19 protein-coding genes are annotated in these 25,316 nt (G+C 44.1%); 11 read left to right on the forward strand and 8 right to left on the reverse strand.

Annotation, left to right across the window (positions count from 1 at the left end; translation table 11 throughout):
* Positions 1-402 carry an Hpt domain-containing protein gene (locus ACMXYN_RS07445; RefSeq protein ID WP_415894195.1) on the forward strand — a complete coding sequence of 134 codons (402 nt, stop codon included), beginning with the start codon at positions 1-3 and terminating at the stop codon, positions 400-402.
* A 7-nt stretch (positions 403-409) separates the two neighbouring features.
* On the opposite strand, the gene ACMXYN_RS07450 is transcribed toward ACMXYN_RS07445, so the two are convergent.
* The 3 genes from ACMXYN_RS07450 to ACMXYN_RS07460 all read right to left on the reverse strand — a co-directional run bounded on the left by ACMXYN_RS07450 (position 410) and on the right by ACMXYN_RS07460 (position 3,328).
* Complete coding sequence (locus ACMXYN_RS07450) at positions 410-1,216, reverse strand: flagellin (RefSeq protein ID WP_415894196.1); 807 nt, start codon at positions 1,214-1,216, stop codon at positions 410-412.
* A 382-nt stretch (positions 1,217-1,598) separates the two neighbouring features.
* Positions 1,599-2,681 (reverse strand): histidinol-phosphate transaminase, encoded by a 1,083-nt coding sequence (hisC, locus tag ACMXYN_RS07455; RefSeq protein ID WP_415894197.1) that lies wholly within the window; start codon positions 2,679-2,681, stop codon positions 1,599-1,601.
* Positions 2,682-2,923: 242 nt separating this feature from the next.
* The gene (locus tag ACMXYN_RS07460; protein ID WP_415888361.1) at positions 2,924-3,328 is read right to left on the reverse strand and encodes a bacteriohemerythrin; all 405 of its coding nucleotides are present in this window, start codon (positions 3,326-3,328) and stop codon (positions 2,924-2,926) included.
* 340 nt (positions 3,329-3,668) lie between these two features.
* Between ACMXYN_RS07460 and ACMXYN_RS07465 the strand changes: the two genes are divergently transcribed.
* The 4 genes from ACMXYN_RS07465 (at position 3,669) to ACMXYN_RS07480 (ending at position 8,345) form a co-directional block, all read left to right on the forward strand.
* On the forward strand, positions 3,669-4,745 hold the full coding sequence (locus ACMXYN_RS07465) for a hydrogenase small subunit (RefSeq protein ID WP_415887894.1): 1,077 nt from the start codon (positions 3,669-3,671) through the stop codon (positions 4,743-4,745).
* A complete protein-coding gene (locus ACMXYN_RS07470; protein ID WP_415894198.1) occupies positions 4,745-6,553 on the forward strand; it encodes a nickel-dependent hydrogenase large subunit in 1,809 nt (602 codons plus the stop codon). Before ACMXYN_RS07465 ends, ACMXYN_RS07470 begins: the two co-directional genes overlap by 1 nt.
* A gap of 48 nt (positions 6,554-6,601) precedes the next feature.
* Positions 6,602-7,360, forward strand: coding sequence for a Ni/Fe-hydrogenase, b-type cytochrome subunit (gene cybH / locus ACMXYN_RS07475; RefSeq protein ID WP_415894199.1), 759 nt, complete (start codon positions 6,602-6,604; stop codon positions 7,358-7,360).
* A 163-nt stretch (positions 7,361-7,523) separates the two neighbouring features.
* Positions 7,524-8,345, forward strand: a complete 822-nt coding sequence (locus ACMXYN_RS07480; protein WP_415894200.1) for a hypothetical protein — start codon at positions 7,524-7,526, stop codon at positions 8,343-8,345.
* Here ACMXYN_RS07480 and ACMXYN_RS07485 read toward each other — a convergent pair.
* On the reverse strand, positions 8,342-9,097 hold the full coding sequence (locus tag ACMXYN_RS07485) for a hypothetical protein (RefSeq protein ID WP_415894201.1): 756 nt from the start codon (positions 9,095-9,097) through the stop codon (positions 8,342-8,344). The two genes, ACMXYN_RS07480 and ACMXYN_RS07485, sit on opposite strands and share 4 nt — an antisense overlap.
* 106 nt (positions 9,098-9,203) lie before the next feature.
* Between ACMXYN_RS07485 and ACMXYN_RS07490 the strand changes: the two genes are divergently transcribed.
* Positions 9,204-9,563, forward strand: coding sequence for a VOC family protein (locus ACMXYN_RS07490; RefSeq protein WP_415894202.1), 360 nt, complete (start codon positions 9,204-9,206; stop codon positions 9,561-9,563).
* Between the two features lie 15 nt (positions 9,564-9,578).
* Here the strand turns inward: ACMXYN_RS07490 and ACMXYN_RS07495 are convergent, their stop codons facing one another.
* Positions 9,579-11,327, reverse strand: coding sequence for a DEAD/DEAH box helicase family protein (locus ACMXYN_RS07495; protein ID WP_415894203.1), 1,749 nt, complete (start codon positions 11,325-11,327; stop codon positions 9,579-9,581).
* Between the two features lie 248 nt (positions 11,328-11,575).
* Here ACMXYN_RS07495 and ACMXYN_RS07500 point away from each other — a divergent pair, with 248 nt between their 5' ends.
* From ACMXYN_RS07500 to ACMXYN_RS07520, 5 genes are all read left to right on the forward strand, one after another.
* On the forward strand, positions 11,576-12,193 hold the full coding sequence (locus ACMXYN_RS07500; protein ID WP_415894204.1) for a hypothetical protein: 618 nt from the start codon (positions 11,576-11,578) through the stop codon (positions 12,191-12,193).
* A gap of 18 nt (positions 12,194-12,211) precedes the next feature.
* Positions 12,212-14,332: a hypothetical protein gene (locus tag ACMXYN_RS07505; protein WP_415894205.1), complete on the forward strand. Its 2,121-nt coding sequence runs from the start codon at positions 12,212-12,214 to the stop codon at positions 14,330-14,332.
* A gap of 88 nt (positions 14,333-14,420) precedes the next feature.
* On the forward strand, positions 14,421-19,334 hold the full coding sequence (locus ACMXYN_RS07510) for a DNA repair ATPase (protein ID WP_415894206.1): 4,914 nt from the start codon (positions 14,421-14,423) through the stop codon (positions 19,332-19,334).
* The gene (locus ACMXYN_RS07515) at positions 19,331-20,047 is read left to right on the forward strand and encodes a phospholipase D-like domain-containing protein (RefSeq protein ID WP_415894207.1); all 717 of its coding nucleotides are present in this window, start codon (positions 19,331-19,333) and stop codon (positions 20,045-20,047) included. The genes ACMXYN_RS07510 and ACMXYN_RS07515 overlap by 4 nt, the downstream gene beginning before the upstream one ends.
* Positions 20,044-21,117, forward strand: a complete 1,074-nt coding sequence (locus ACMXYN_RS07520; RefSeq protein WP_415894208.1) for a toxic anion resistance protein — start codon at positions 20,044-20,046, stop codon at positions 21,115-21,117. Before ACMXYN_RS07515 ends, ACMXYN_RS07520 begins: the two co-directional genes overlap by 4 nt.
* Before the next feature lie 126 nt (positions 21,118-21,243).
* Here ACMXYN_RS07520 and ACMXYN_RS07525 read toward each other — a convergent pair whose 3' ends face one another.
* The 3 genes from ACMXYN_RS07525 to ACMXYN_RS07535 form a co-directional block, all read right to left on the reverse strand.
* The gene (locus ACMXYN_RS07525) at positions 21,244-22,386 is read right to left on the reverse strand and encodes a DUF5610 domain-containing protein (RefSeq protein ID WP_415894209.1); all 1,143 of its coding nucleotides are present in this window, start codon (positions 22,384-22,386) and stop codon (positions 21,244-21,246) included.
* Positions 22,387-22,544: 158 nt separating this feature from the next.
* On the reverse strand, positions 22,545-24,530 hold the full coding sequence (locus ACMXYN_RS07530; protein ID WP_415894210.1) for a cation:proton antiporter: 1,986 nt from the start codon (positions 24,528-24,530) through the stop codon (positions 22,545-22,547).
* Between the two features lie 41 nt (positions 24,531-24,571).
* Complete coding sequence (locus ACMXYN_RS07535; protein ID WP_415894211.1) at positions 24,572-25,129, reverse strand: DUF2058 domain-containing protein; 558 nt, start codon at positions 25,127-25,129, stop codon at positions 24,572-24,574.
* Between the last annotated feature and the right edge of the window lie 187 nt (positions 25,130-25,316).

Genomic DNA, 25,316 nt, shown 5'->3' on the forward strand with positions numbered 1-25,316 from the left:
GTGGTCGATCAAGCAAACGTAACAAATGCGCCAGTATCTGAGTCTTTAAGTCAATTGATGTCTTTGACTGCTTTCAATGAGGCGACAGCAATTGCGTTAAAGCTAGATGCTAAATATCTAGAGAATGTTTTTAATCTTTACTGGGAAAGTGCGCAACGCGAGATTAACGAGATTGGTCAGGCGTTTGATGACGACGATCAAACACAACTAAGAAAAATCGCGCATTCACTAAAAGGTTCGTCTCGCATGTTAGGGGGCGAAAGGTTGGGTGCTTTGGCCGGTTTTGTAGAAGAAAAAGCTAAGCAAAATGAGAGTGTTCCAGAGTCTGAGCTTTTGGATTGTTTGAACACTAGTTTAGCGGAGTTTAAAAGTGCAGTGCTGCAATCCAATTTACTCTCTTAATTGCTTGTTACGATCCGAGTAAATTGAGTACGAGTCCTCGATTGGCATTGGCTTGCGCTTGAAGCGCGATGCCCACATCCTGCTGGATAAGGGCACTGGCACGTTCTGAGGCCGTTTGAGCAAAGTTTGTGTCACCAATTGTAGAAGCTGCTGAGGCTTCATTGATATTGGTTTCGGTAAGTCTATTGATCGTGCTATCTAATCTGTTTTGGCTTGCGCCGATTTCACCTGATACTGTCGCTAAAAACGACTGACTTTGATCGATAATATCCAGAGCGCCGGCGTCGCTAATATCTAAAGTGAATAGACCGTTGTTATCCAATTCATCACTAACATTGAAGGTGGTAACGTTTTGAGAGTCTTCTGTGCCTGGGCCTGTTTGTAGGCGTAGCTGGCCATCCTCGGCTAGTAATGATTGGCCGTTAAAAGTACTTTGTCCAAGGGTATCTTGTATCCCACTTAATAGGGCATCTGCTTCACTTTGCAGGGCTGCACGGTCGCTATCGTTGAGAATGCCATTTTGAGCTTGAACGGATAGTTCTCGAATACGTTGCAGTGAATCATTGACTTGATTTACCCCACCATCAGCAATCTGAAGTGCGGAGACGCCATCAAGACTATTGCGAATGGCTGCACTGTTACCCCTGATTTGTGTCTGAAAATCAATAAGTACCTGCAGGCCTGCAGGGTCAACTGCCGCATTATTGATTCGTTTACCGGAAGCTAGCTGTTCTTCCGTTTCATTTATCCGGTTTTGGATCTGATTGAATTGATAAGAAGGGCTGGTCGATAAACCGGTAGGATTAATTGGCATAAAACTCTCCTGACTTAACTTAGTCAGTATAGTCTTCTTTCATAGAACTTGAGTTGATTTCTGTTCACGTGAAATGGATAAAAAAAGGGCGCACAACTGTGCGCCCTGAAATCTTGCAATGGAATAAACACGGACGAGTACAAAACCGTTGTACTCTTAAACTCTAGGTAAAGAAGCAGCCCTAAAGTAAAACTAATAATAGGTATAAAAATTTGTGGTGCCAATGGTTCCTTAGTGTCCATTAAATAATCAGGGACATTTACTCCTTTATGACCACGTATATTTGTTATCGGTGAAAAAAGGTAAATCTAAGAAATGAAATAAATAAAGCTGCTCGAAAGGCAGCTTTATCAGAGTTTTTGCAGCAGTCACATAGCGCTGTTTAAGACTCAACAGGCATCTTACAGATATCAGGGTGTTGTTCTAAGGTACTGATTAGTAGTTCCATCTCTTCTTGAGTGCCAATCGATATACGCAGGTAATTATCGATACCTGGTTTGCTGAAGTAGCGTACCAAAACTTTTTTCGTGCGTAGGAAACCCATTAATTCAGCGGCTTCTATAAAGCGGTGTGTGCTGAACAGGAAGTTCGTTTTAGATGGCAAGCTGATAAAGCCTAACTCTTCTAAACGATTGACCGTCCACTCACGGGTCTCGATAATCTTTTTCGTAGTCGCTTCGAAGTAGTCATTATCTTCAACAGCGGCAACGGCTGATTCAATTGCTAGCATATCTAGTGGGTAAGAGTTAAAGCTATTTTTAACGCGTTCTAAACCTGCAATCAGATCTTCGTGACCAATCGCGAATCCAACACGCATACCCGCAAGAGAACGAGATTTAGAGAAGGTCTGAATAACCAAAAGATGGTCATATTTTTTGGTTAATTCGATAGCACTAGAAGCGCCAAAATCGACATAGGCCTCATCAACCACAATGACGGTTTCAGTATTGCGCTGAGCCAATGCTTCAATTTCACCCAGCTCGATTGCACGGCTAGTCGGAGCATTCGGGTTAGCGAAAATGATACCGCCATTAGGCTGGTTATAGTCTTCGAGGTTTAGCTCAAAGTTCTCACCTAGGGGTAACAGCTTGAATTCGATATCAAATAGGTTGCAGTAAACCGGATAGAAGCTGTAAGTGAATTCCGGCATCAGCAGTGGTTGTTCTTGTTGGAAGAACGCAGCAAAGGTATGAGCAAGTACCTCATCAGAACCGTTACCAACAAAGACATTCTTACGCTCGACTTCAAAGTGGCTAGCAAGCGAATCTTTTAATTGGGTGCAATCTGGGTCGGAGTAGAGTCGTAACCTAGCTGTATCAAAGTTATTGATCACCGCGGCCGCCTTCGGTGAAGGAGGATAAGGATTTTCGTTGGTGTTTAACTTGGTGATACCGCTTTCTTTAGGCTGCTCGCCCGGCACGTAAGGTGTTAGACGCTGAATTGCGTCACTCCAATATTTGCTCATTATTGATCCGTAATACTCAAGGACAGCGATATGCTGTGTTATTTGGCATGAGTGAATAATTTCGCAGAAGGATAGCAGAATTTGCTTACGCGTTTAACAACAGACTGGTTTGTTAATCTAAAACAAAAATATTTATACCGTTATCTTGTTTGTGATTTTGTGAGGTTACATTCCACGGTTAACAGCCGAGTGGGGAGGCTCGACTGTTAGTTAAAATTCGGATTTGTGGTGGCTGATATTAGTTAGGCACAATGTCGGCTAATAAACATGGCTGTTACTGTATCCATGGTATTTATATGATTTACAAACCAAGGAATAACCGTGTCTTTAAGGTAGCTGTTTAATTCTGCGCGGTCATGGTTTGCTTGCCATTGTTGTTGCGTCTCGCGCATCTCTTGTAAAACGCGTTCATGCTCACCTTTGTGGCATGTATAGGGTGGGAAGTTGATTCGTATCATCTGTTCTTCTTCGCGGGCGAAGTGCTCGGCATTGTGTTGGTAAAAGCCTGATAAAGCACCATCAACTTCACTGTCATTCCCTGTTTCCAAAGTGTCGAATAACTGATTAAGAAGGGTGATAGCTTCTGCATGATCATCATTCATAAAATCAACCGCGACTTGTGGGATATCAGTTACTTCAACTTGCATAGGTAAGTCCTCTCTATTGGAAACGCAAATCCATCTTATCTCTTCATCGCTTTATGGATATTGATATCAGTCAATAAACATATATATAAAATACATTTAAATGACCTCAAACTTTATAGGTGTTAAGGGATTAACCATTTTATCTGGGTGACTGGTTAGTATTTATCCCTCTATACATTTGAATGATTTAATTAACTCGTTGAAATATAAGAGGAATGTTTTTTGGCCCGAACCTTGCCAATAGATGACTGAACAAAAAAATAAAAATGTTACACGTAGTTATGCATAGCTAATAAAAATGAGGGCATAGCTGTGGTGGCTGGCATTGGCGGAGAGACATATGTCACAAATTGAAACCTTCTATGAGGTTATGCGACGTCAGGGTATTACGCGTCGTAGCTTCCTGAAATATTGTAGTTTAACGGCTGCAGCCTTAGGTTTAGGACCAACATTTGCGCCTAGAATTGCGCATGCAATGGAAACCAAAGAGCGTACACCGGTAATTTGGTTGCATGGTTTAGAGTGTACTTGCTGTTCTGAATCGTTTATTCGTTCGGCTCACCCATTGGTAAAAGATGTTGTCCTATCCATGATCTCTTTGGATTATGACGACACCTTGATGGCTTCAGCAGGCCACCAAGCGCAGGAAATCCTTTATGAAACGATGGAAAAATATAAAGGTAAATATATCCTTGCCGTAGAAGGTAATCCGCCACTAAACGAAGATGGCATGTTCTGCATCTCTGGTGGTAAACCTTTTGTTGAAAAACTGAAGTATGCAGCGAAGGATGCTGCTGCCATCATCGCGTGGGGCTCTTGTGCATCTTGGGGCTGTGTTCAAGCAGCACGCCCAAATCCAACTCAAGCAGTTCCTATCCATAAAGTTATTACCGATAAACCAATTATCAAAGTACCAGGTTGCCCTCCAATCGCTGAGGTAATGACTGGAGTTATTACCTATATGCTGACGTTCGGCAAAATGCCTGAGCTAGATCGTCAAGGTCGTCCAAAAATGTTCTACAGCCAGCGTATTCACGATAAGTGTTATCGCCGTCCTCACTTTGATGCAGGTCAGTTCGTCGAAGAGTGGGACGATGAAGGCGCACGTAAAGGTTACTGCCTTTATAAAGTGGGGTGTAAAGGTCCGACTACTTACAACGCTTGTTCTACGGTGCGTTGGAATGAGGGCGTCTCTTTCCCAATTCAGGCAGGCCACGGTTGTATTGGTTGTTCTGAAGATGGTTTCTGGGACAAAGGCTCGTTCTATAACCGTTTAACCGATATTCACCAGTTTGGTATCGAGAAAAATGCAGATGAGATTGGTATGGCTGTAGCGGGTGGTGTTGGTGCGGCTGTTGCCGCGCATGCTGCGGTCAGCGCGGTTAAGCGTGCTCAGCATAAAGGAGATCAGGAATAATGAATAAGCCATTTAATGCGAGTGATTTAGATAACAGTGGCCGACGCATTGTTGTGGACCCTGTAACCCGAATTGAAGGGCATATGCGTTGTGAAGTGAATGTTGATGAAAACAACATTATTCGTAACGCCGTTTCAACGGGGACAATGTGGCGTGGACTTGAAGTGATCTTAAAAGGTCGTGATCCGCGTGATGCTTGGGCCTTTGTAGAGCGAATCTGTGGCGTTTGTACAGGTACCCATGCACTGACATCTGTACGAGCGGTAGAAGATGCTCTAGGTATCCAAGTGCCTTTGAATGCACACCTTATCCGTCACATGATGGATAAAACCCTACAGATTCACGATCACATCGTACATTTTTATCATCTACATGCGTTGGACTGGGTGAATCCAGTTAATGCCTTGAAAGCTGACCCTAAGGCTACGTCTGAGCTTCAGCAGATGGTCTCTCCACATCATTCGAAATCTAGCCCAGGTTATTTTAAGGATGTACAAACACGTCTGAAGAAGTTCGTTGAAAGTGGCCAGTTAGGTCTGTTTGCTAATGGTTATTGGGATAACCCTGCTTATAAGCTTCCGCCAGAAGCGGACCTGATGGCAGTTGCTCACTACCTTGAAGCACTCGATTTCCAAAAAGAAGTTGTAAAAATTCATACCATCTTTGGTGGTAAAAACCCGCACCCTAACTACATGGTGGGTGGTGTGCCATGTGCTATTAACTTGGATGATGTTGGTGCTTCAGGAGCGCCAATAAATATGACCAGTTTGAACTATGTGTTAGAGCGCATCCGCGAAGCACAAGAGTTTACTAAGAACGTATACATCCCTGATGTTATGGCAATTGCTGGTATCTATAAGAATTGGTTGTACGGTGGTGGCTTAGCTTCAGAGAACCTTCTGTCTTACGGTACTTACACGCAAGTGCCATATGACAAATCTACAGATCTGTTACCCGCAGGTGCGATTGTTAATGGTAACTGGGATGAAGTGCATCCAGTTGATGTACGTGATCCAGAACAGATTAAAGAGTTTGTTGATCACTCTTGGTACCGTTATGAAGGCGAGAAGCAGGGCTTGCACCCATGGGAAGGTGAGACAGAGCCTAGCTTTGAGCTTGGCCCTAATACAAAGGGTACCAAAACAGATATTAAAGAGCTGGATGAATCTGCGAAGTACAGCTGGATTAAGGCACCGCGCTGGCGTGGTCATGCAATGGAAGTAGGGCCACTGGCACGTTATATCATTGCCTACGCTTCTGGTACGGAGCATGTTCAGGAGCAGGTAGATCGCTCATTATCTGCTTTCAATCAGTCTACGGGGCTAGATCTGGGAATTAAGCAGTTCTTACCAAGTACATTAGGCCGTACATTGGCGCGTGCACTTGAGTGTCAGCTTTGTGCAGACACTATGTTGGATGATTGGTATCAACTGGTTAACAACATTAAAGCGGGTGATAGCTCGACTGCCAATGTTGAGAAGTGGGATCCAAGTAACTGGCCGAAAGAGGCGATGGGAGTTGGCATTAACGAAGCTCCTCGTGGCGCTTTGGGTCACTGGATCAAGATCAAAGATGGCAAAATCGAGAACTATCAAGCGATCGTTCCTACAACTTGGAATGGTTCACCTCGTGATAGTAAAGGCAATATTGGCGCATTCGAAGCTTCCTTACTGGATACGCCAATGGAGCGTCCTGATGAGCCCGTTGAAATTCTTCGCACCCTGCATAGTTTTGACCCATGTCTTGCGTGTTCAACACACGTGATGTCTGAAGATGGTCAAGAGCTGACTAAGGTGAAAATTCGATAAGAATAGTGGCGTTGTGAACGCAGCGCCTAAATTCAGGAGGTTATTTATATGACTGCATCGGTTAAACCTAACAAGTCAGATAAAGCTCAGGAAGTCGCTTCAGATCAAGTTGTCGGAGAATCAGTTATTACCCGTAAACAGACTGCTGTTTATGTGTATGAAGCGCCATTACGCTTGTGGCACTGGGTCACGGTCTTTTCGATTATTACCCTTTGTGTAACTGGCTATTTTATTGGTGTTCCTCTACCAACGATGCCGGGTGAAGCAATCGATAACTATCTGATGGGTTACATCCGCTTTGCGCATTTCACCGCGGGCTATATCGTAACTATCGGATTTCTTGGCCGTATCTATTGGGCGTTCGTGGGTAACCATCATGCACGTGAACTGTTTGTGCCGCCGTTCTTTAGCGGTAAATTCTGGAAAGAAGCATGGCATGAGGTACGCTGGTATCTGTTCTTGGAGAAGACTCCGAAGAAATATATCGGTCACAATCCACTGGCTCAGGTGGGGATGTTTTTCTTCTTCGTACTCGGCATGTTGTTCATGATTGTCACAGGATTCGCCTTATACAGCGAAGGCCTTGGTCAGGGCAGTTGGGCAGATACGATGTTTGGCTGGGTTATTCCGCTGATGGGGCAAAGCCAAGATGTACATACATGGCACCGCCTAGGGATGTGGTATCTGATCACGTTTATCTTGATCCATGTTTATGTGGCGATTCGTGAAGATATTATGTCGCGTCAGAGTTTGATCTCAACCATGATAGGTGGCTGGCGAATGTTTAAGGATGATCGCCCAGATTAATATTCTGGTCAATGAGTATCTGAAAACCGGGCAATAGTCCGGTTTTTTTTATTGTGTTTTTGGAGATTATTTAAACAATTGTTTTAAATTCTGGAATAAGCCAGATTCTTATTCCATACTCATTAGTCAAGCAAGGATGATTAAAAGCCAACAGGGAGGTCATATGAATCAGACTGTGCGTACACTCGTTGTACCTTACCTTATCGATGCGGGTTTTTTACCCGATACTAACTCTAATAACGATGCCAGCGTAGAGCATGCAGTTGTAGCCGCCTTAACGACCAAAACAGGAACATTGAATCACCAATGGCCGCAATGGTCGTTGCAGCGAATGGAAGTAGCTTATTTACAATCGATTTGCCATCAAAATGGTATTGATGCCGGCGTAATCGATGGTCTTTATGGGCCGCAAACCGACTACGCTGTAGAGCGTTTAGTGCAATTACAGGACAGAGGGCAGCTAAGGCGCTCCTTTGCCGATATTAGTCCATTGAATTCCAATCCAGATAACTTCCCCCAAGAGAATGAATCTGATTTAACCCATTACTATGGAGAACCGGGTCAAGTGCCGCTGATAAAGGTTACTTGTCCTTGGGAACTCAGGCTTGATTGGAATCTCAACCAAACTACTCGCTCTATCAGCATTCATGAATCACTAGCAGAAAGTTTGGAATCAATTCTGACTCAAGTTCATGATCACTATGGGCCGACAGGTATTACAGAATATGGTTTAGATCGCTATGGTGGTAGCTATAATCCTCGTAAAAAACGCGGTAGTGCCAGTGCTTGGTCCACTCATGCTTGGGGTATCGCGTTAGACTGGTTTCCTTCGCAGAATAAGCTGCGTTGGCGCAGTGATCGCGCGAGTTTAGCCAAAGAGGAATTAGATCCTTGGTGGGAAATTTGGGAATCGCACGGTTGGCTTAGTTTAGGACGCTCTGAGGACCGTGATTGGATGCATGTCCAGGCTGCAAAGCGCGGCTAACGCCAGTGAATCCAGTATGTGTATTCAATTCGGTTTGAAATATTAAGCGTTTGTTGAAAGCTAGGACTGGGGGAGTCTGAACACTGAAAGCCGGTAAATTCAGGTTCGCTCCAGCCAGTCATTCCTCCCATATAATCTCTGCGATAGCCCCAATGACCACAAGATAAAACAGTATCGAATTGGTTTTCCCTCTCACAGACGGCACAGGTTTCAAACTGTACCTCAATATTTTTTCCTTCAATCCCCCAGCTATCGGAAACATAGGGGGTGTCATAAAGCGCAACAGCAGAGTCACGGTACGGCCGACCTTGCCAAGGTTTGTCAGAATCGTCTAGGGGTGTTTTATGTAGGCCGTAACCGTGCTCCAGAGGGGCGCTGTCATAAAAAGGGTTGGTAAATTGATCGGGGACATCAATCTGAATGTGTTTCTCTCCGGGTAGAAGTTTGGCGGTTGTTCTGCGAATTTGTAATAGTCTAAAGCGATCGCAATCAGCTAGATTTAACCCGTCCACCTTACCGGTAAAATTGTTTTTTAAATGAATCTCTATGCCTATGCCTGTGGCATTGTCGCTCGCAATGTACTTCGCATTACTTCGACTACTGTGATACCACGGTTTAGAAAGGATGAGTGAACCAATCTGTTCATTTTTAAAAGTAACAGGGCAGGTTTGTCCTTCGACCAACTCTGCAGTCGCGAGGGAATTTGAAGTTATTAATATGGTAACTGTTGTAATAAATACCTTGTATGTCATTCTTACTCCAATCAGGTCAGACTGAATTGGTTGCTTTTAACGAAGGTATGTACAAAGCATAGACGCTTTCTGGGTTTTGCAAGTTTTCAAATCAAGAGGATGTGAAATGAGTTCTGCGCACAATCAAATTAATTATATTGAGTTACCGGCTAATAATTTAGGAAGCACTAAGCGATTTTACTCTGATCTTTTTGACTGGAAGTTTACCGACTACGGACCTGAATATTGTGCTTTTGACGGCGCAGGATTAGCGGGTGGTTTTTATAAAGCTGATCTGAAATCCAATTCAAGTACTGGTGCTGCACTGGTGGTTTTGTATAGTACAAACCTCGAGGCGAGTCAGGCGCTAATCGAATCAGCTGGTGGTGAGATCAAAGTACCAATTTTCAGTTTTCCCGGCGGGCGACGTTTTCATTTTCTTGATCCAAATGGCAATGAACTGGCTGTTTGGTCAGATAAAGAATAAAGCCGTGATATCAATTTAAAGCTGGTTAGCTTTACGGTAGCGACCTTGGTAATCAAATATTCTCTCTTGTACACGCCAATAGTGCTTTTGCTCGCGTGCGATGACAAAGTCTGGCGCGACTAAAAGTGCTTCATAAGCGATCGCTTCTTCTATGTTTGAAAAGTTTTGCGGGGCTTGGCTATTCGCAACCCGTCGCCCAAAGATCTCATTAAAGCGTTTTAGCTGAGCCGGCTTGGAAAAATCGAAGCTCTCCTTCAGCTCTTCACCTTCCTCACCATGATAAATAACCTGAATCTTGGACTGATTCCGGATCAACGATAATCCCGCACATCGGATCACCATGGCATCTTTCAGTTTCAGTGCATCTTTTAATTGATCGTCTGGGTCGATAATCGCTTTATTGCACTGATGGCATTTGCGGGCAGCGATATCATTTTCAGCATTACAGTGAGGACATTCTTTAAATCGAAAGCGAAAATCACACTGTTCTGATGGGGTATCGCTATCGTCGCTTTCAAGCAGACCTTTACAGCGTCGACCATGATGTTCAATTACCTTGCCATCGCTGTCAGTTTTGCCCCAAAAGATATTGGCAAAGCCGCAGGAAGGGCAAAATACTTGTACCGGTTCGGAATCTGGGGAAGGGCGTTTTTCACCCACTTCTGGATGGTGCAAATTATAGTTGTTGCCTGCGTAGTCGATGACTAAGCAATCTTTCTTTCCAGGCGCGAGTCTAAGACCGCGCCCAACAATCTGCTGATACAGACTAACAGATTCGGTGGGCCTTAAAATTGCTATAAGATCGACATGGGGTGCATCAAACCCTGTAGTAAGAACTGATACGTTAACCAGATACTTAATTTTCTTAAGCTTGAAGTCACTGATCAAGCGGTCTCTATCTTCGCTGGTGGAAGAACCAGTGATCAAAGCTGTTTGGTCCTCGGGAAGGTAAGTGCTGATCTCTTTGGCGTGATCGACTGTTGCTGCAAATATCATCACGCCTTGGCGATCTTGAGCTCGTTCGATTACTTGTTCAATGATCGCCCTAGTGACGCGCTTGTATTTTGTGAGCAGGTTATTGATATCTTTTTCAGTATAAGTGCCAAATGCAGTTTGATCTAAGGCTGAAAAGTCATATTGCGCGACCGCGGCATCTTCCATTTCTGGGGGCGTTAAGTAGTTACGGCTAATCATGTAACTGAGCGGGAGTTCGTAGATGCAGTTACGAAATGGTTTTTCCTGCTCGCTTCTAACAAAACCACGATAATGCTGCTGATAGATCCAGCCCATACTCATTCTATAAGGCGTTGCAGTTAACCCAAGTACTTTGAGGTTGGGATTTATCTCTTGGAGTTTGTCAATGATCCGGCCATATTGGCTATCTTCGTCGTCATTAATACGATGACATTCATCGACGATCAGTAAGGAATATTCGTTATTAAAAAGATCAATATTCGCCGCGACAGATTGCACACTGGCGAACGTAACCTGTTTTTCGATCTCTTTGCGACTCAGGCCCGCTGCAAAGATGCCGCCTTCTAAACCATAGCTTTCATATTTAGCGTGATTTTGCTCAACTAACTCTTTGACATGAGCTAGCACCATAATTTTTTTACGTGCTAAGCGAGCAAGCTCTGCTATGACAAGACTTTTTCCGGCACCCGTTGGTAGCACGATGACAGCAGGATCATCAGTTTTGCGAAAGTGCTGTAATGTCGCATCAACGGCTTCTTGCTGATAGGGACGTAGGGTAAACGCACTCATATAGGGTTCAGATCCAATAGAAACAGCTAAAACAGAGTGATTCTAACCTATGAAAGTTCGAAGTCCCATTCAATGGTGATTCTTGATGTTTCTAATGATTAGGCAATTAGTATTTGAGAATGAATACTATTTATTTAGTTAAGCGTATTGATCATTCATAAAAACAAACATACACTCGATTAAAAGCAGTTTATGACAAAGGAAAGCACAAGGTTTAGTGCGTTAGTCATAATAGATAGGACTCATTTATGGAATTTCTCTTAGGGTTTTTCTCATTCCCACTGGCCGTTACGGCAATCCCTTTTCTATTTTTATTTTCCCTTATGCTGATCTCAGTATTGACGGGTTTTGTTGATGATATCCCATTTCTTAGCACTGAAACTGATTTGGAGATTGAGGTTGATGCGGAAGTGCCTGGGGGTACTTTATTGCCTGTTGGAATCACCAAGGTTCCACTGATTATTAGCCTAACCACTGTTAGTTTCGTCGCTACAATACTGGTTTATTACATCGATACTTTCATACTGAGTGATATGAGCGGCGCGGTTTTTTATGGTGCTGCTTCGGGTTCAATCTTGGCCAGCTTATTTGTCAGCCTCTATATCGCGGCTTTTCTACTAAAGCCCCTGCAGCCATTGTTTGATCATGAAAAGAGCTTTGCTGCGATTAACTATGTTGGCATGAACGCTATAGTTCGCTCCAATTCAGTTAACCAGACATTTGGCGAAGCTGTGGTTACAAAGGGTAGCTTGGAAAACCAGCTGGATATTTATAGTGACAGTGACACCCCAATTTCTTATGGCGATGAAGTGCTCATCGTTTCATTAAATCCTGAAAATCAACGATACCTCGTTATCAAAAAATAACTCTTTTTGGAGAACAGCATGGACGCAGGAGCTTCTGTATTCTTTGTTTCGACCACGGGCGTTGTCGCGCTTGTCCTTATCATGTTTTTAACCTCGCGCTACAAAAAAGTACGCCGTGAAGGTGAAGCAATGATTGTAAACGGTACACGAGGTACGCGTGCCTCTCTAACAGGAACGTTTGTATGGCCTGTAGTTAACCGCTATGAATATATGGATATTACCCGTAAAAATATCTCAGTGACTCGTAGCGGTAGTAGAGATCAGGAGGGTGAGGAATACGAAGGTCTTCACTGCAAAGATAATATCCGAGCTGACCTCAAGGTTGATTTTTATATTGGTGTAAATCACGAAGAGCAGGACATTGTTCGTGTCGCTAAACTATTTACGACGCAAGGTGCTTCCGATCCAATGGGTCTTCGAGATCACTTCCAGCCAAAATTCTCTGAAGCGTTGAAAACAGCGGTAAAACAATTTGAGTTTGAAGAACTGCTAACTAACCGTCGCGCTTTCCGTGATGCTGTGGTGGAGGTGATTGGCAGCGAAATGGATGGTTTTAAAATCTATGACGTTGTAATCGATAAAGTGGATCAAACAGCTTTCGATGCCCATAACCCGCAAAATATTTTGGATGTAGAGGGTATTCGTAAGATAGCCTCAATCACTTCTACCAAAAATATCGAAACCAATGCGATCCGTCAGGATGAGCAAACCAATATCAAACAGAAAAACGTTGAAGCGGAAGCTAACCGTAAACAACTTGATAAGCAGCATGCTGAAAACGAAGCCCGCGTACAGCGTGAAATCGAGATCATTGAATCACAGGAACAAGCTCTTACAGAAGAAAAGCGTCAAGAGTATGAGCGTCTTGTTGAGGTCGCTAAGCTAGAAACTGAAGAAGAAGTTGAGAAAAAACGCGAAACAGTTCAATTGGAAGTAGAACTCACAAAAGTAGCAAATGAACGTCAGCTTGCAATTCAGCAAGAAGAAGTGAATCGGGCACGTGAAACAGAACGGGTTCGTACCGAGAAAGAGATCTCCCAGCAAGAGATGGAGAAAGAAGCTGCCATCGAAGAATCTAAGAAGTCTGTAGTTGAAACACGTTCCCAGCGTGTAGAGATCGAACGTAAGATCGCTCGTGAAGAGGAAGAGACCAAGAACCTACGTGCTTTCGAAACAGTGGAACGTAGCAAGAAAGTCCAAGTAATTGAAGCGGAAGCAGAAGCTGAGGCCGAAGGTATTAAGGCTATTGCCCATGCTCGTGCAGAGAAAGAAGCTGAAGCGGAACTGGCTGAGAAAAGCCTGATTCGTAATGAGGCCGAACTGAAAATTAAGAACCGTGAAGCTGAGAACGATCTAAATGTTAAAACGCGTAACGCTGAAGCTGAACTGATTGCACAGACTAAAGCCGCTGAAGCCAAAGAGCGCATGGCGAAAGCAACGCGTGAAGAAATTCAGGTTGAAGGTTTGGCTGAAGTTGAAGTTGAGCGTCAACGAGCTGATGCGATTCGTGAAAAAGGTATTGCCGAAGCAGAAAGCTTACGTGCGATTGGTACTGCAGAAGCGGAAACTATGCAGGCTAAAGGTAGCGCGGATGCTGACGCTAAGCAGGCAATTGGTTTTGCTGAGGCTGAAGCACTACAAGCGAAAGGCTTGGCGGAAGCTAAAGCTCAGACTGCTCGTTTTGAAGCTGCTCAAGCACACGATGAGCAGACCCGTGAATACGATAAGTGGGTTGTTGAACTACAGAAAGATAAAGAGCTCGAACTGGCTCGTATCGAAGCACAGCGCCACATGTCTGTTGATAATGCTAAGGCATTGGCTTCTGCGCTTGCTGAAGCTGATATCAAACTATTCGGTGGCCAAGGTATGGAAGAACTACGCCGTACAGTAATGGATTCTGCGCGAATCGATACGCGCTTTACCAACTCCGAAGTTCTTAACCCATTGGTACGTGAGTACGTTGAAAATGACCGCAGTTTGCCTGATGACGTCCGTGCGATTCTTGAAAAGTGCAATGTAAATACTGGCGATATGAGCAATATCGCGCTGGCTGGCTTGGCTAACAAGCTAACTAGCAATTCCGATGTACTTTCATCACTTAAAGAATTGGTTACTGGTACTGATAAATCAGAATCTTAATCGCTTAGGAACTCCAAAGTAACTTTAGCCTCCTTATCACCTGGGAGGCTTTGTTCTTTGGACTAGAGGTCACTGTAGGGAAAGTTTGATGGATCAGAATCAGGACGTTTTGAACCAGGCCGTTGAATCGGGCGGTGCTTATGAAATCTTAAAAGCGCGCTTAGCCAGCCAAGGGGCTGAACTAAAAGGGTTAGTTGATCAATTAAATAAGGCTCGTCAGGAGGCATTTGGTGCGTCCAGTACTGAGTTGGTTGGCAAGGTTAATGTTCATACCCAAAATAACTGTCTTCCTGTCGATATGGCACAGGTCAACGATCAGTTACTCTTTGGCTATCAAGTATTTGTTGGGCTTAAAGCAGCGCCTGAAGTCAAAGATGTTCTAGGCCTATATCGTCTATCAGAAACTGATAATCAGTTTCGGATTGATAGTGAGCCTTTAGCAGATTCTTTTCTTGATGATCCTCGCTTTGTTCATTCTTTTAACGAACTTTTTCGTTACTACAGTGACGCTAAACTGGTTCAAATTAGCCGCAGGGATTTCTGGCTATGTGTCGTTTTCCAAATTGGTAGTCGCCCAGAAGATCGTAAGGTTTATCGTTGGCAGCTTAAAGATAGTGGTGCGATCGAATATATAGACGATCAAGGCCATAAAGAGCTGGATGGAGTCGGCAATCAGCTTGATGTTGATTGGCGTGAAACCGGGCGTAAGAATCATATAACCGGTGATTACCCTCATGTATCGATTAATGATCGTATCTTTGTTGAGTGTGTTGGCGGTGATCTGACTGTAAAGCTTGAGAACAATACTCAAGAAGGGCGAGGGATCTATTCTGAGCCTGTCGAAGATCCTCATCAAACCGTTGCTGATGCAGAGATAAGTTACGCAGAAGTATCTAGTTTTATTCTGCTACGTATCAGACCAAACCGTGAGAAAGATTACCGATATTTTGTTTACGACAGCCTGACTGAAAAGGTGCAACGGGTCGACTCCCTAGGCCAATGCTGTAAGTTACTACCTGAGGATCACGGTCTGTTATTTGCCAATGGTTACGCTTTGGCGAATGGAGAATTAAAACTCTTCCAAGATGATTGGAGTGGGATGCAATTCTTCCATGATATTCACGCCCCTAATGGTGAAGATGCGTTTTACATTTTCTTCGATCCACAACACGGCGCTTACCTACAATATCAATATAACCTGATAGAAAAGACGGTATCTCCACCTGTATATAGTCATGGTTACAGTTTATATCCTGACGGACGCATGCTGGTTTTCCGTGTCAGTGATAATGCTGAAGCCAGTAAAACCCACCCTATGCGTATTTGGCAGACGCCTTTCATGAGTGCCGATCTTTATGAAGCATCGCGACAAGAGGGTGGTGAAGGTTTTTATCGCAATTTAGGGAATGCCGAGTTAGTGAAAGGTATTTCTGAATTGAATTCGGTCATTCAAATGACCAAAACGACAGAAATTAGTCAAACGCTTTATGAAGCTTTGGTAACTCACTGTGATGCAGCAGTCGATCAATATCATTGGTTAACGGATACAGAAACTCAGGGTGTTGACCAAAAACTATCTGAATTAGCGACAACGGCTGAACAGATCATTGATGAGTTCGCTAAAGTCCGAACTCTGCAGAAACAAGCGAAACAACAAACCGAAGAGCAAGCTCAGAAGCAGCATGATCTGCTAGGTAGAATTAAGTTAGTTCCGTCAGATAGCACAACAGATCTAATTGAATTGTTAGACGAGACTAAATCGCAGCTTGGCCACGTAATTAGCCTGCGTGAAATGCGTTATGTTAACGCTAGCCAGCTCGATGAAATGGAAGCTGCGTTAGATGAAGCTCGAAGTGGCTTGAACGCTAAATTACTAGAGCTTTTACAACAAGAGAAAGCTTACCAACCTTATCTAAAGCGCATCGATGCATTGGATTTGGCGCTTCCAGAAACAGAGAAAACAGCTGCGCTAGACCATTTGGCTGAAGATGCCGGCAAGATCCGTAGAGATCTAAATCTGGTCAATCAAGAAGTTTCAGATATTGAAACTGATGATCCTACTAGCACGACAAAAATCCTCGATCTAACAACTGAGGTGATGGCGCGGTTAAACGCTACCGAAGCGCGTTTACGTAATCGTCGTTCTGAATTAAGAGATGGCGAAGCTAAAGCTGAATTTGCATCACAGCTTAAGCTCCTTACTCAGGCGATGACATCTGCTCTCGGTCAAGTTGATACACCGGAAGCCTGTGATGATCAGCTTGCGCGCTTAATGGGGATCGTAGATAAGCTTGAAAGTCGATTTGCTGAATTCGATCAGTACCTAGCTGAGATCTACAACAGACGGGACGAAGTTCAAGCAGCCTTTGAAGCGCAGAAGCAGCAGCTTTTATCTGCTCGACAAAAGCGAGTTGAAAATATTAGCCAAGCAGCTCAAATCACGCTGAAAAGTATCGAAAAGCGTGTAGGAAAATTCGCTGAGCTTGACGACCTGAATAGCTATTTTGCAGCAGATGCGATGGTGCAGAAGTATCGCCAATTGTGTAAAAACGTTCAGGAGCTTGGAGATAGCGTCAAAGCTGATGAATTAAGTGGCCGTATCAAAGCGCTGCAGGACCAATCTCTACGTTCACTCCGAGATAATCAAGATATCTTTGAGCAGGGCGGCGATATTTTACGACTTGGCCGACACAAATTTAGCGTCAATCAACAGCCCTTAGAGCTTACCTTAGTCGATCGAGATGATGGTCTTAATTTACACCTAACGGGGACTGATTTTTACCAATCGGTTGTTGATGATGAGTTTCTGCGTTTACGTAAATACGCCGCGATGGATGTTAGCTCGGAAAGTAATGAAGTCTACCGAGCGGAGTATCTGGCTTATCTTATTTTAACATCGGCAGAATCAAAGCAATCTGGCTTGTCACTTGATCTCTTAGTTAAAGCCGCAAGTGAAAATGAACTGCAGCCTTTAGTTGATAAGTTTGCAGCTCCTCGTTATCGAGAGGGCTATGTAAAAGGTGTACATGACAAAGATGCAGGGACATTACTCAAGGCTATTATGCCGGTGTACGCCGATGCTGGTTTATTAAGGTTTAGTCAGAAAATACGTACAACGGGTTTGCTGTTTATCGCAGGGCTAGATAACAGTGCAGCTGATGCACTTAAGAAACAATGCCGTTCAGCTTTGCTAATGCAAAAAGAGTTGGGTTCAGATAGTGCATTTGATGTGCTGTTAGACAATTACCAAACTCAAGTTTGTGAATGTCCAATACTAGCGAAACAAGCGCTTGAATATTTGATGTATCAGTTTGGCTTAGATCAGCAGGTCTCTGTTAGCCGTGATGCAGCCGAACTTGCAGAAAATTACTTAGCATTTAGGCATGGATTAGATTGGCGTAAAAACCAAGAAAGTCTGGCAGAACAATATCAGGATCACTTGCTTTGGGTTGAAGCCTACTGTGAACATCATAAACAAGGTATAGAGTTCGTCACAGAGGCCGCTTTAATTGCAGCCTTATCTGACAGTAGCATCCATCTAACCCCTGTCGATTTCTCTTTGAGTATCAAGGTAAACGGCTTGTTAGGTGAGCACCTTCGTGTTGATGAGGGCAAGTGGAGCGAGACTATCAATGATTGGTTAGATCGCTGCCGTCACCACATTGAAACGGTCGTACCTGCGTACGAAAAATACCTTTCTCAACGTCAAGAGATGTTAGAAAAGCAAAGAGAGACGATGCGCATACAAGAGTTTGTCGCTAGGCCGCTAACCTCTTTTGTGCGTAATAAGTTGATCAGTGAATCCTATCTAAAATTGATGGGCGATAACTTTGCTAAGCAGATGGGTACAACCGGCGATGATCGTCGAACTGACCAGATGGGGATGTTACTGCTTATATCTCCTCCGGGTTACGGTAAAACGACCTTGATCGAATATATCGCAGGTAAGTTGGGCTTGGTATTTATGAAGATCAATTGCCCCTCTTTAGGCCATGATGTTGTATCGCTTGATCCAAATGATGCGCCAAACGCGACCGCTGCTAATGAAGTTAATAAAATTAACCTCGCACTAGAAATGGGTAACAACGTGATGCTGTATCTTGATGATATTCAGCATACCAATCCTGAATTTTTGCAGAAATTTATCTCCCTAAGTGACGGTACTCGCCGCATTGACGGTGTTTGGAATGGTGTCACTAAAACTTACGACATGCGTGGTCGAAAGTTCTCCATCGTTATGGCGGGTAACCCTTATACAGAATCAGGGGATGTGTTCAAAATACCAGACATGCTAGCTAACCGAGCAGATATTTATAACCTCGGTGATATGCTCTCTGATCAGCGTGATGCATTCGAGCTTTCATATATTGAAAACTCTTTAACCTCTAACAGAGTGTTGGCTCCGCTGGCAAATAGAAATCTACAAGACCTCTACAAACTCGTAGATATGGCACGTGGGCAAAATATCCCGCTTTCTGATTTAGAGCATAGTTACTCTTCAGCAGAAGCCTCCGAAATTGTAGCTGTGCTAGAGAAGATGATTAAGGTTCAGCAAGTTGTGCTCGCTGTAAACCAGCAATATATCGCTTCAGCTGCAACCGCTGAACAGTACCGTACAGAACCCCCTTTCAAGCTTCAGGGTAGTTACCGAAATATGAACAAGCTTGCTGAAAAGGTGGTGTCGGTCATGACCGATGATGAGCTGGAGACGCTTATCAATGATCACTACATTGGTGAGGCGCAAACCCTAACCCATGGCGCTGAAGAAAACCTGCTTAAATTGGCTGAACTGAGAGGCGCTTTAGATGACGAGTCTGAAGAGCGTTGGGAAACCATTAAGCAGCGCTTTACTCGATCCTTAGAGGCGGGTGAGGGAGAAGATGCCGGCGATCGAATGGTCAACCAGATGGTTGATGTGAATAGGAACATTCGCCTGATCGCTTGGGCAATGATGCGTGCAACTAAGGAAATTGAAGCCGCAGAGGAGCTGGAGGAAATATGATTACTCAAATGGATATTGAGAAAATGTTGGTCGAGAGCTTTGAGGATCAACGTCTCTCCTCAGACGAAAGAGTGGAGCTTCGAGAGTTGATTGAGCAACTCGCAGCTCAACCTGAACTGCAATCTTTCGCGCGTAATAAAGCTTTTTCAATTGCCAAGAATTCTGCTGAAAATGGCTTGATTGAGATCGCTTCTCTGAATTGGTTGGACAAGGTTGTTAAGACATTAGACAACACGGGTAAATCAGCGCCTATCAGAACTCAGTCAGCTTTTTCGCCGGGAGAAGATTGTAGATCTCTGATTCAACAGGAGATAAAACGTAGTCAGAAATCTATAGATATCTGCGTTTTTACAATCACCGATCAGCCGCTACGCGACGCTATTCTAGCCGCACATAATCGAGGAATTAAGGTTCGTATCCTCACAGATCAGGATAAAGCGAACGATTTAGGTAGCGATATCGACTATCTAATGCATAAAGGAGTTGATGTGCTTTTGGATACGAGCCCATGGCACATGCATCATAAATTTGCTCTGTTTGACGGGGTGAGATTATTGAATGGAAGTTTTAATTGGACACGCTCAGCAAGTGATCGTAATCAAGAGAACCTTACGCTGACGGATAATCAAGAAATCGTATCGGCATTTGCCGCTGAATTTGAAGCATTATGGACTCGCCACAGCAGTGTGCGGGTGGAGAGGGAGCCAGCATGACACAGGAAATAAGCACTCAAATCGAGAAGTTTGAACCGAGTCAAATGACTGAAGAGCAGCAGCAACGTGCGGTTGCCATTTCGCAGGATTATGACCCGTTGGACTCTATGGCGACAATCACCTTTGGTAAAGAGGCGATGGAAAGCATCACTGCTTTTTCAGATCAGGTGTTGGAGCAAGTCCGTACTAAAGATACTGGGGAAGCGGGGGATATCCTAGAAGCGATGGTGACTCAGATGAAGAGCTCGCGCTTTGAAGATATTAAACCTGATTCCTTCCTCTCGCGTTTGCCTCTTATCGGTGAGCTTTTCCAAACATTTGGTAAGTTTGTAAAAGGATTTGATTCGGTTAAAGGCCGTTTAGATGAATTAGAGCAAAAATTAAATGCCCAAGGTCATCGTCTAGAGAAAGATATTGTCCAGTTAGATGGTTTGTATGATGAAAACTTAAACTTGCTGCAACAATTAGATATCTACTTAGAAGCGGGTCAAATCACGCTTGATCGCCTGAATAACGAGCAGATTCCTGAGCTAAGTAAGTTGGCTGAGTCCAGTGGTGATCCAGTAGATAGTCAAAAATTACGAGATCTACAGCAAGCGACAGGTCGCCTAGAAAAACGCCTACATAATTTAAAACAAGCGCGTTTAGCTGCGCTGCAAACTGCACCTCAAATCCGTTTGTCTCAAGAGGGTAACAAAATGTTAATGGAAGATATCCAAGATATCATCCATAACACTATCCCTCTATGGAAGCGCCAGTTCCTTATTGCGATCTCTAACTATGAGAAAGAAAAAGCGCTTAAGGTGACACGTACGGTTAAGGATTACACTAACCAGCAGTACCTACAAAATGCTCAAAAGCTACAAAGCCTAGAAGAGCAGATAGCGGAAAACTACCAGCGTGGTATTTTGGATCTGGATACCTTAAAAGAGGTGAACCAAATCACTATCGATACGCTAAACAATACGCTTAAGCACTACGAAGAAGGTCGTCGTATGCGTCAAGAAGCTGAGAAGGCTATTACTCAAGCTGAGGAAGAGCTAAAACAAGCTCTGATGCAGACAGTATAAAAAGATTAAACATCTTGTTATTTGATAAAGGTTAATGTCGTTCATTAGCCTTTTTTATTTTTAAGCGTATAAAAAAACCGGCCTAAGTAGGCCGGTTTAAAGTATCGCAGCGATTAAGAAGGGGGGTTAATCGTCTGCGTCGTCCTGATCAAACCGGGTCATAAGGTCACGCAAAAGACCGAAGTTATCATCCAGTTTGCTCTGGGATTCTTCATCAGCATCTTTGTAGCGGATATCTTGATGAATCAAGCTGTCCAATAGATCTACCCCGAATAATGAACTGTCTTCTAGGAACGCCATGGCTGGGTTAGCAACCAAGTTATCGAAGTTGTTCATCATCTGGCCTAAGTGACGGCCATTATTGCCTAATGGGTTGTCTAGTTGTTGAACTTGCTCATAAGCAGCTACCGCTGAGTAACTTGCTGATTGAGTCATAGTTACATTCAAGTTCATCAACTCGGATTTGTCCATTTCAAATTCAGCTGCTTGTTCAAAAGCGTCTTGAACATCACCGCTGAAGAAGTCTTCGGCAATAAGGTTGATATCCTGAATTAGGGTTGTCAGCGCGTCTAACTCGTCTTCGTTAAGATCGCCTTCAACGCTAAAGCTATAGCTACTGCTGGCGCTACGTTCAAGGCCGAAAGATACAGCGCTACTGTTACCATCAGAGTAAGCGCCTAAAGAGGCTGTTTGACTTGCCTCGCTGTTGAAACGTATTGAAACTTTGTCCCCTTCCTGTGTCATGACATCAAGGGAGAAAGACTCAGCTTTTGAGTAACGTTCAGCAGCAGAGATAGAAGTCTGGCGTGTGGACGCTGTTTCGTTGGTAGGCGCAAGGCCGGCCAGCGCTTCGAACGTCAGATCTTTGGTTTGCTCGATTGTCGCGGAGATATCAGGGGTTAGCATGTTGAGATCTTCTAGAATCTCAGTTGCTTCTTTAAAGCCTTTTTCTACGCCTGAAACGGCCGCTTTATACATACGGTCTAGGTCGGCATCAGACGCACCGCGGGCACGGGCTTGTTCAAGACCTTGTGCTACAAAATCAGAGATACGTGATGCAACTTTTTCCGGAGAGTAGTCATTTGCGTCGAGACTTTTCATCTCTGACACGCTCATGCCCGGAATGTTTTCTGCTAGTTTGGCTACTAACTTATCTGCCGCAGATGCAGAACGACCGTTGCTATCTTTACCATCAGCAAACCCGCCCGTAACCAGTGTTTCCTGGCGAACCTGAGAGTAGGCTGCTTGGCTGCTTAATAGAACTTGCACGGTGTTTTCCTCCACAGACAAAAAAGGATCAAATGATCCCATTGTTTTAGTTGTACTACTAAATATAAGAGGGTTATCGACGTTTTGTTGAGAGACTTTAATAAAAAGCGTATCTGATGAAATTGTTTCATCTAAAGGTTAGAGGGAAGAAGTAAAAACTATTTCCCATCTAGGATGATCGATTCAGCAATTTCAATCTTATCGTTAGGTCCTTGAAGGATGATGATATCGCCCTGTTGGATATGAGTGTCACCACTTGGACTGTGTTCAGATTGATCTCCGCGGCGGATCATTGCAACAGAGACTTGGTGCTTTGATAAAGGTATATCCCGTAAAGTTTTGCCTATCGACTTGCAGTTATTTTCAATTTGAACGGGATGAAGTATCTCTTTCATTCGGCCTTTACTATCAATTTTTTCGGAATGCTGGCCGTGATAGTAGCCATGTAGGAGGTTGTACCTTTCTGCGCGCACTTGATTGATTTGTTGTTCAATCTGTTGATGGTTGATACCCAGCATTGATAACACATGGGACACCATCATTAAGCTGCCTTCCAATGCTTCTGGGATAATTTCGGTTGCTCCAGCATTTTGAAATGCTTCGATCTGAGAATCATCACGTGTTCTGACTAAAATGGGCAGTGTTAAAAAGCGGGTGCGGATATGCTTGAGTGCTTGCATTGCTGTCTCCGCTTCCGGAAAGCTGAGGATCAACATGCGGGCACGATCAGCGCCAACAGCGGCCATCACATCATCACGTTTGGCATCGCCAAAACATATGTGTTCACCTGCTGTTGCGGCTTCCATAACCCTTACCGGGTCATTATCTACGACAATGTAAGGGATGTTTGCTTGGTCTAAGAAGCGCGCGATGATCTGACCCACACGGCCAAAGCCACAGATAATCACATGTTTATCTAAACTATGCGGATTTAGTTGGCTGGCATCAGGCAATTTCTGTTGTGGCGATTCAATTGGATCATCTTTGTGCAACCAACGACTCAGACTATAAGTGTGGTTCATCAAAATTGGTGTGACGATCATGCTGATAATGATCGTGGAAACAACAATAGTGTTGATATCAGGCTCGATCAGATTATTACCTAAGGCTAAGGCCAATAAGGCAAACCCAAATTCACCACCTTGGCTAAGACTGAGGCCAGCTCTTAAGGCATTTACCGGGTCTTTATGCAGTAGCGTACCGAGCAGGGTAATAATAAAAGTTTTTAATAGGATTAAGCTGACACTGAACAGGATAATCCAATACCAGCTATCGATCAGCGCAGACAGATCTAATTGCATTCCTACAGAGACAAAGAATAGTCCCAATAGTACATCTCTGAATGGGCGTATATCGGCTTCTAATTGATATCTGTAACGGCTCTCACCCAACATCATGCCTGCTAAGAATCCACCGAGAGCCATCGATAAACCTGCAGCGTGAGTAATCCAAGCGGCCAAAAGGGCAGCCGCCAGTGTAGTAAGAACAAACACATCGCTGGAGCCGCTACGTGCGGATTCATGGAACAGCAATGGCATCACAATATGGCCAACCAGCAATAGGATAATGAGTAGTGTTGAGCCCTCAAGTAGCATCAAGGCTACTTCGGCACTGTCTATCTCTGTTGCAGAACTACTCAGTGTCGGGACAACAATCAGGAAGAATACAGCCGCTAAATCTTGGAAAATTAATGTGCCGACTGAAAGCTGGCCATGAGGACTATTGAGTTCGTCACGCTGAATCAGCTCGCGGCTTACAATCGCTGTAGAGGATAAGGCAAGCGCACCGGCGATAACTAAAGAGGTGGTTTGCGGAAGGCCAAAAAGATGGCAGATTGCCATCAAACAGGCAGCGGTGATAATGACCTGCAAACTACCCAGACCAAATACAGCCTTGCGCATGGCAAACATACGCGAGACCGAGAACTCTAAGCCGAGCATAAAGAGTAAAAATACAACCCCTAGTTCACTGAGTAGCTCAATGCTATGGGTGTCTTTGATGACCCCTAAACTATAAGGGCCTACGATAGCGCCAACACTTAAGTAGGCTAGGAGAGGTGGGAGCTTGATGCGCCGAAACAGGGTTGTGGCAACAACGGCACAACATAAAATGACCAAAAATTGCTCGAAAAAACCCTGTGACATGCGTTTCCCTTACTACATGAAGACGCTTTTGATGTTCTGAGTTACCACATCAGGTCGTCTGGAATCTTATAATCCGCGTACGGATCATCTTCTTCTGGTTCTTCTTCCGGCTGAACGCGGATAACGTAATTAGGCAGACGTTGTTCAATTTTCTCTGCAAATTTATCCGGGATCAGATAAAACTTCTCATCTAACACCGCGATCGCTACTTGACCGCGGAATAGTTGTCCTTGAATCAGCGAAGTTACGTACATAGTTTTAACTTTATTATCGTATACAAAGTTGTAACTAACTTCGGCATCTTCTGGCAGCTCGATCCGTTGCTGTATGATCATCTGACGGCACTGCGCTTCAATCTCTTTGTTGCGGCGCTCTTCGTCTCGTTGACGATTTAGTTCACGATCATGCGCTTGCTTAGCTTTACGCTGCTCTTCTAGCGCCTGCTTTTTCTCAGCTTGCGTATCAACAACTTGCTGGCCCGATTTACGTGCCTTTTTAGCTTTTTTGTTTTGCTTACGCTTTTCAGTATCTGCTTGCTTCGCTTTTTTCTGGTCAACCAGTCCCATATTTAGCAACTGATCTTTAAGTGAACCTGCCATAACTTACTCGTAATACTCCTGTGGGTTATTTAGAAACCTGCGAATAAGTCTCATACTTTCTCAGTGGGCTATAAAACGACCAGATACGCGAAAGTCAGTGCAGCGAAATGTCTGGCCCTTTTCAAGCTGACTGACAAAGTAGATGGTCGTTTTAGAGCTCACGCTACGGGGCTTACAGAGCAACCGA

It is taken from the genome of Neptuniibacter sp. PT8_73 (assembly GCF_047778045.1).
GTDB lineage: Bacteria > Pseudomonadota > Gammaproteobacteria > Pseudomonadales > Balneatricaceae > Neptuniibacter.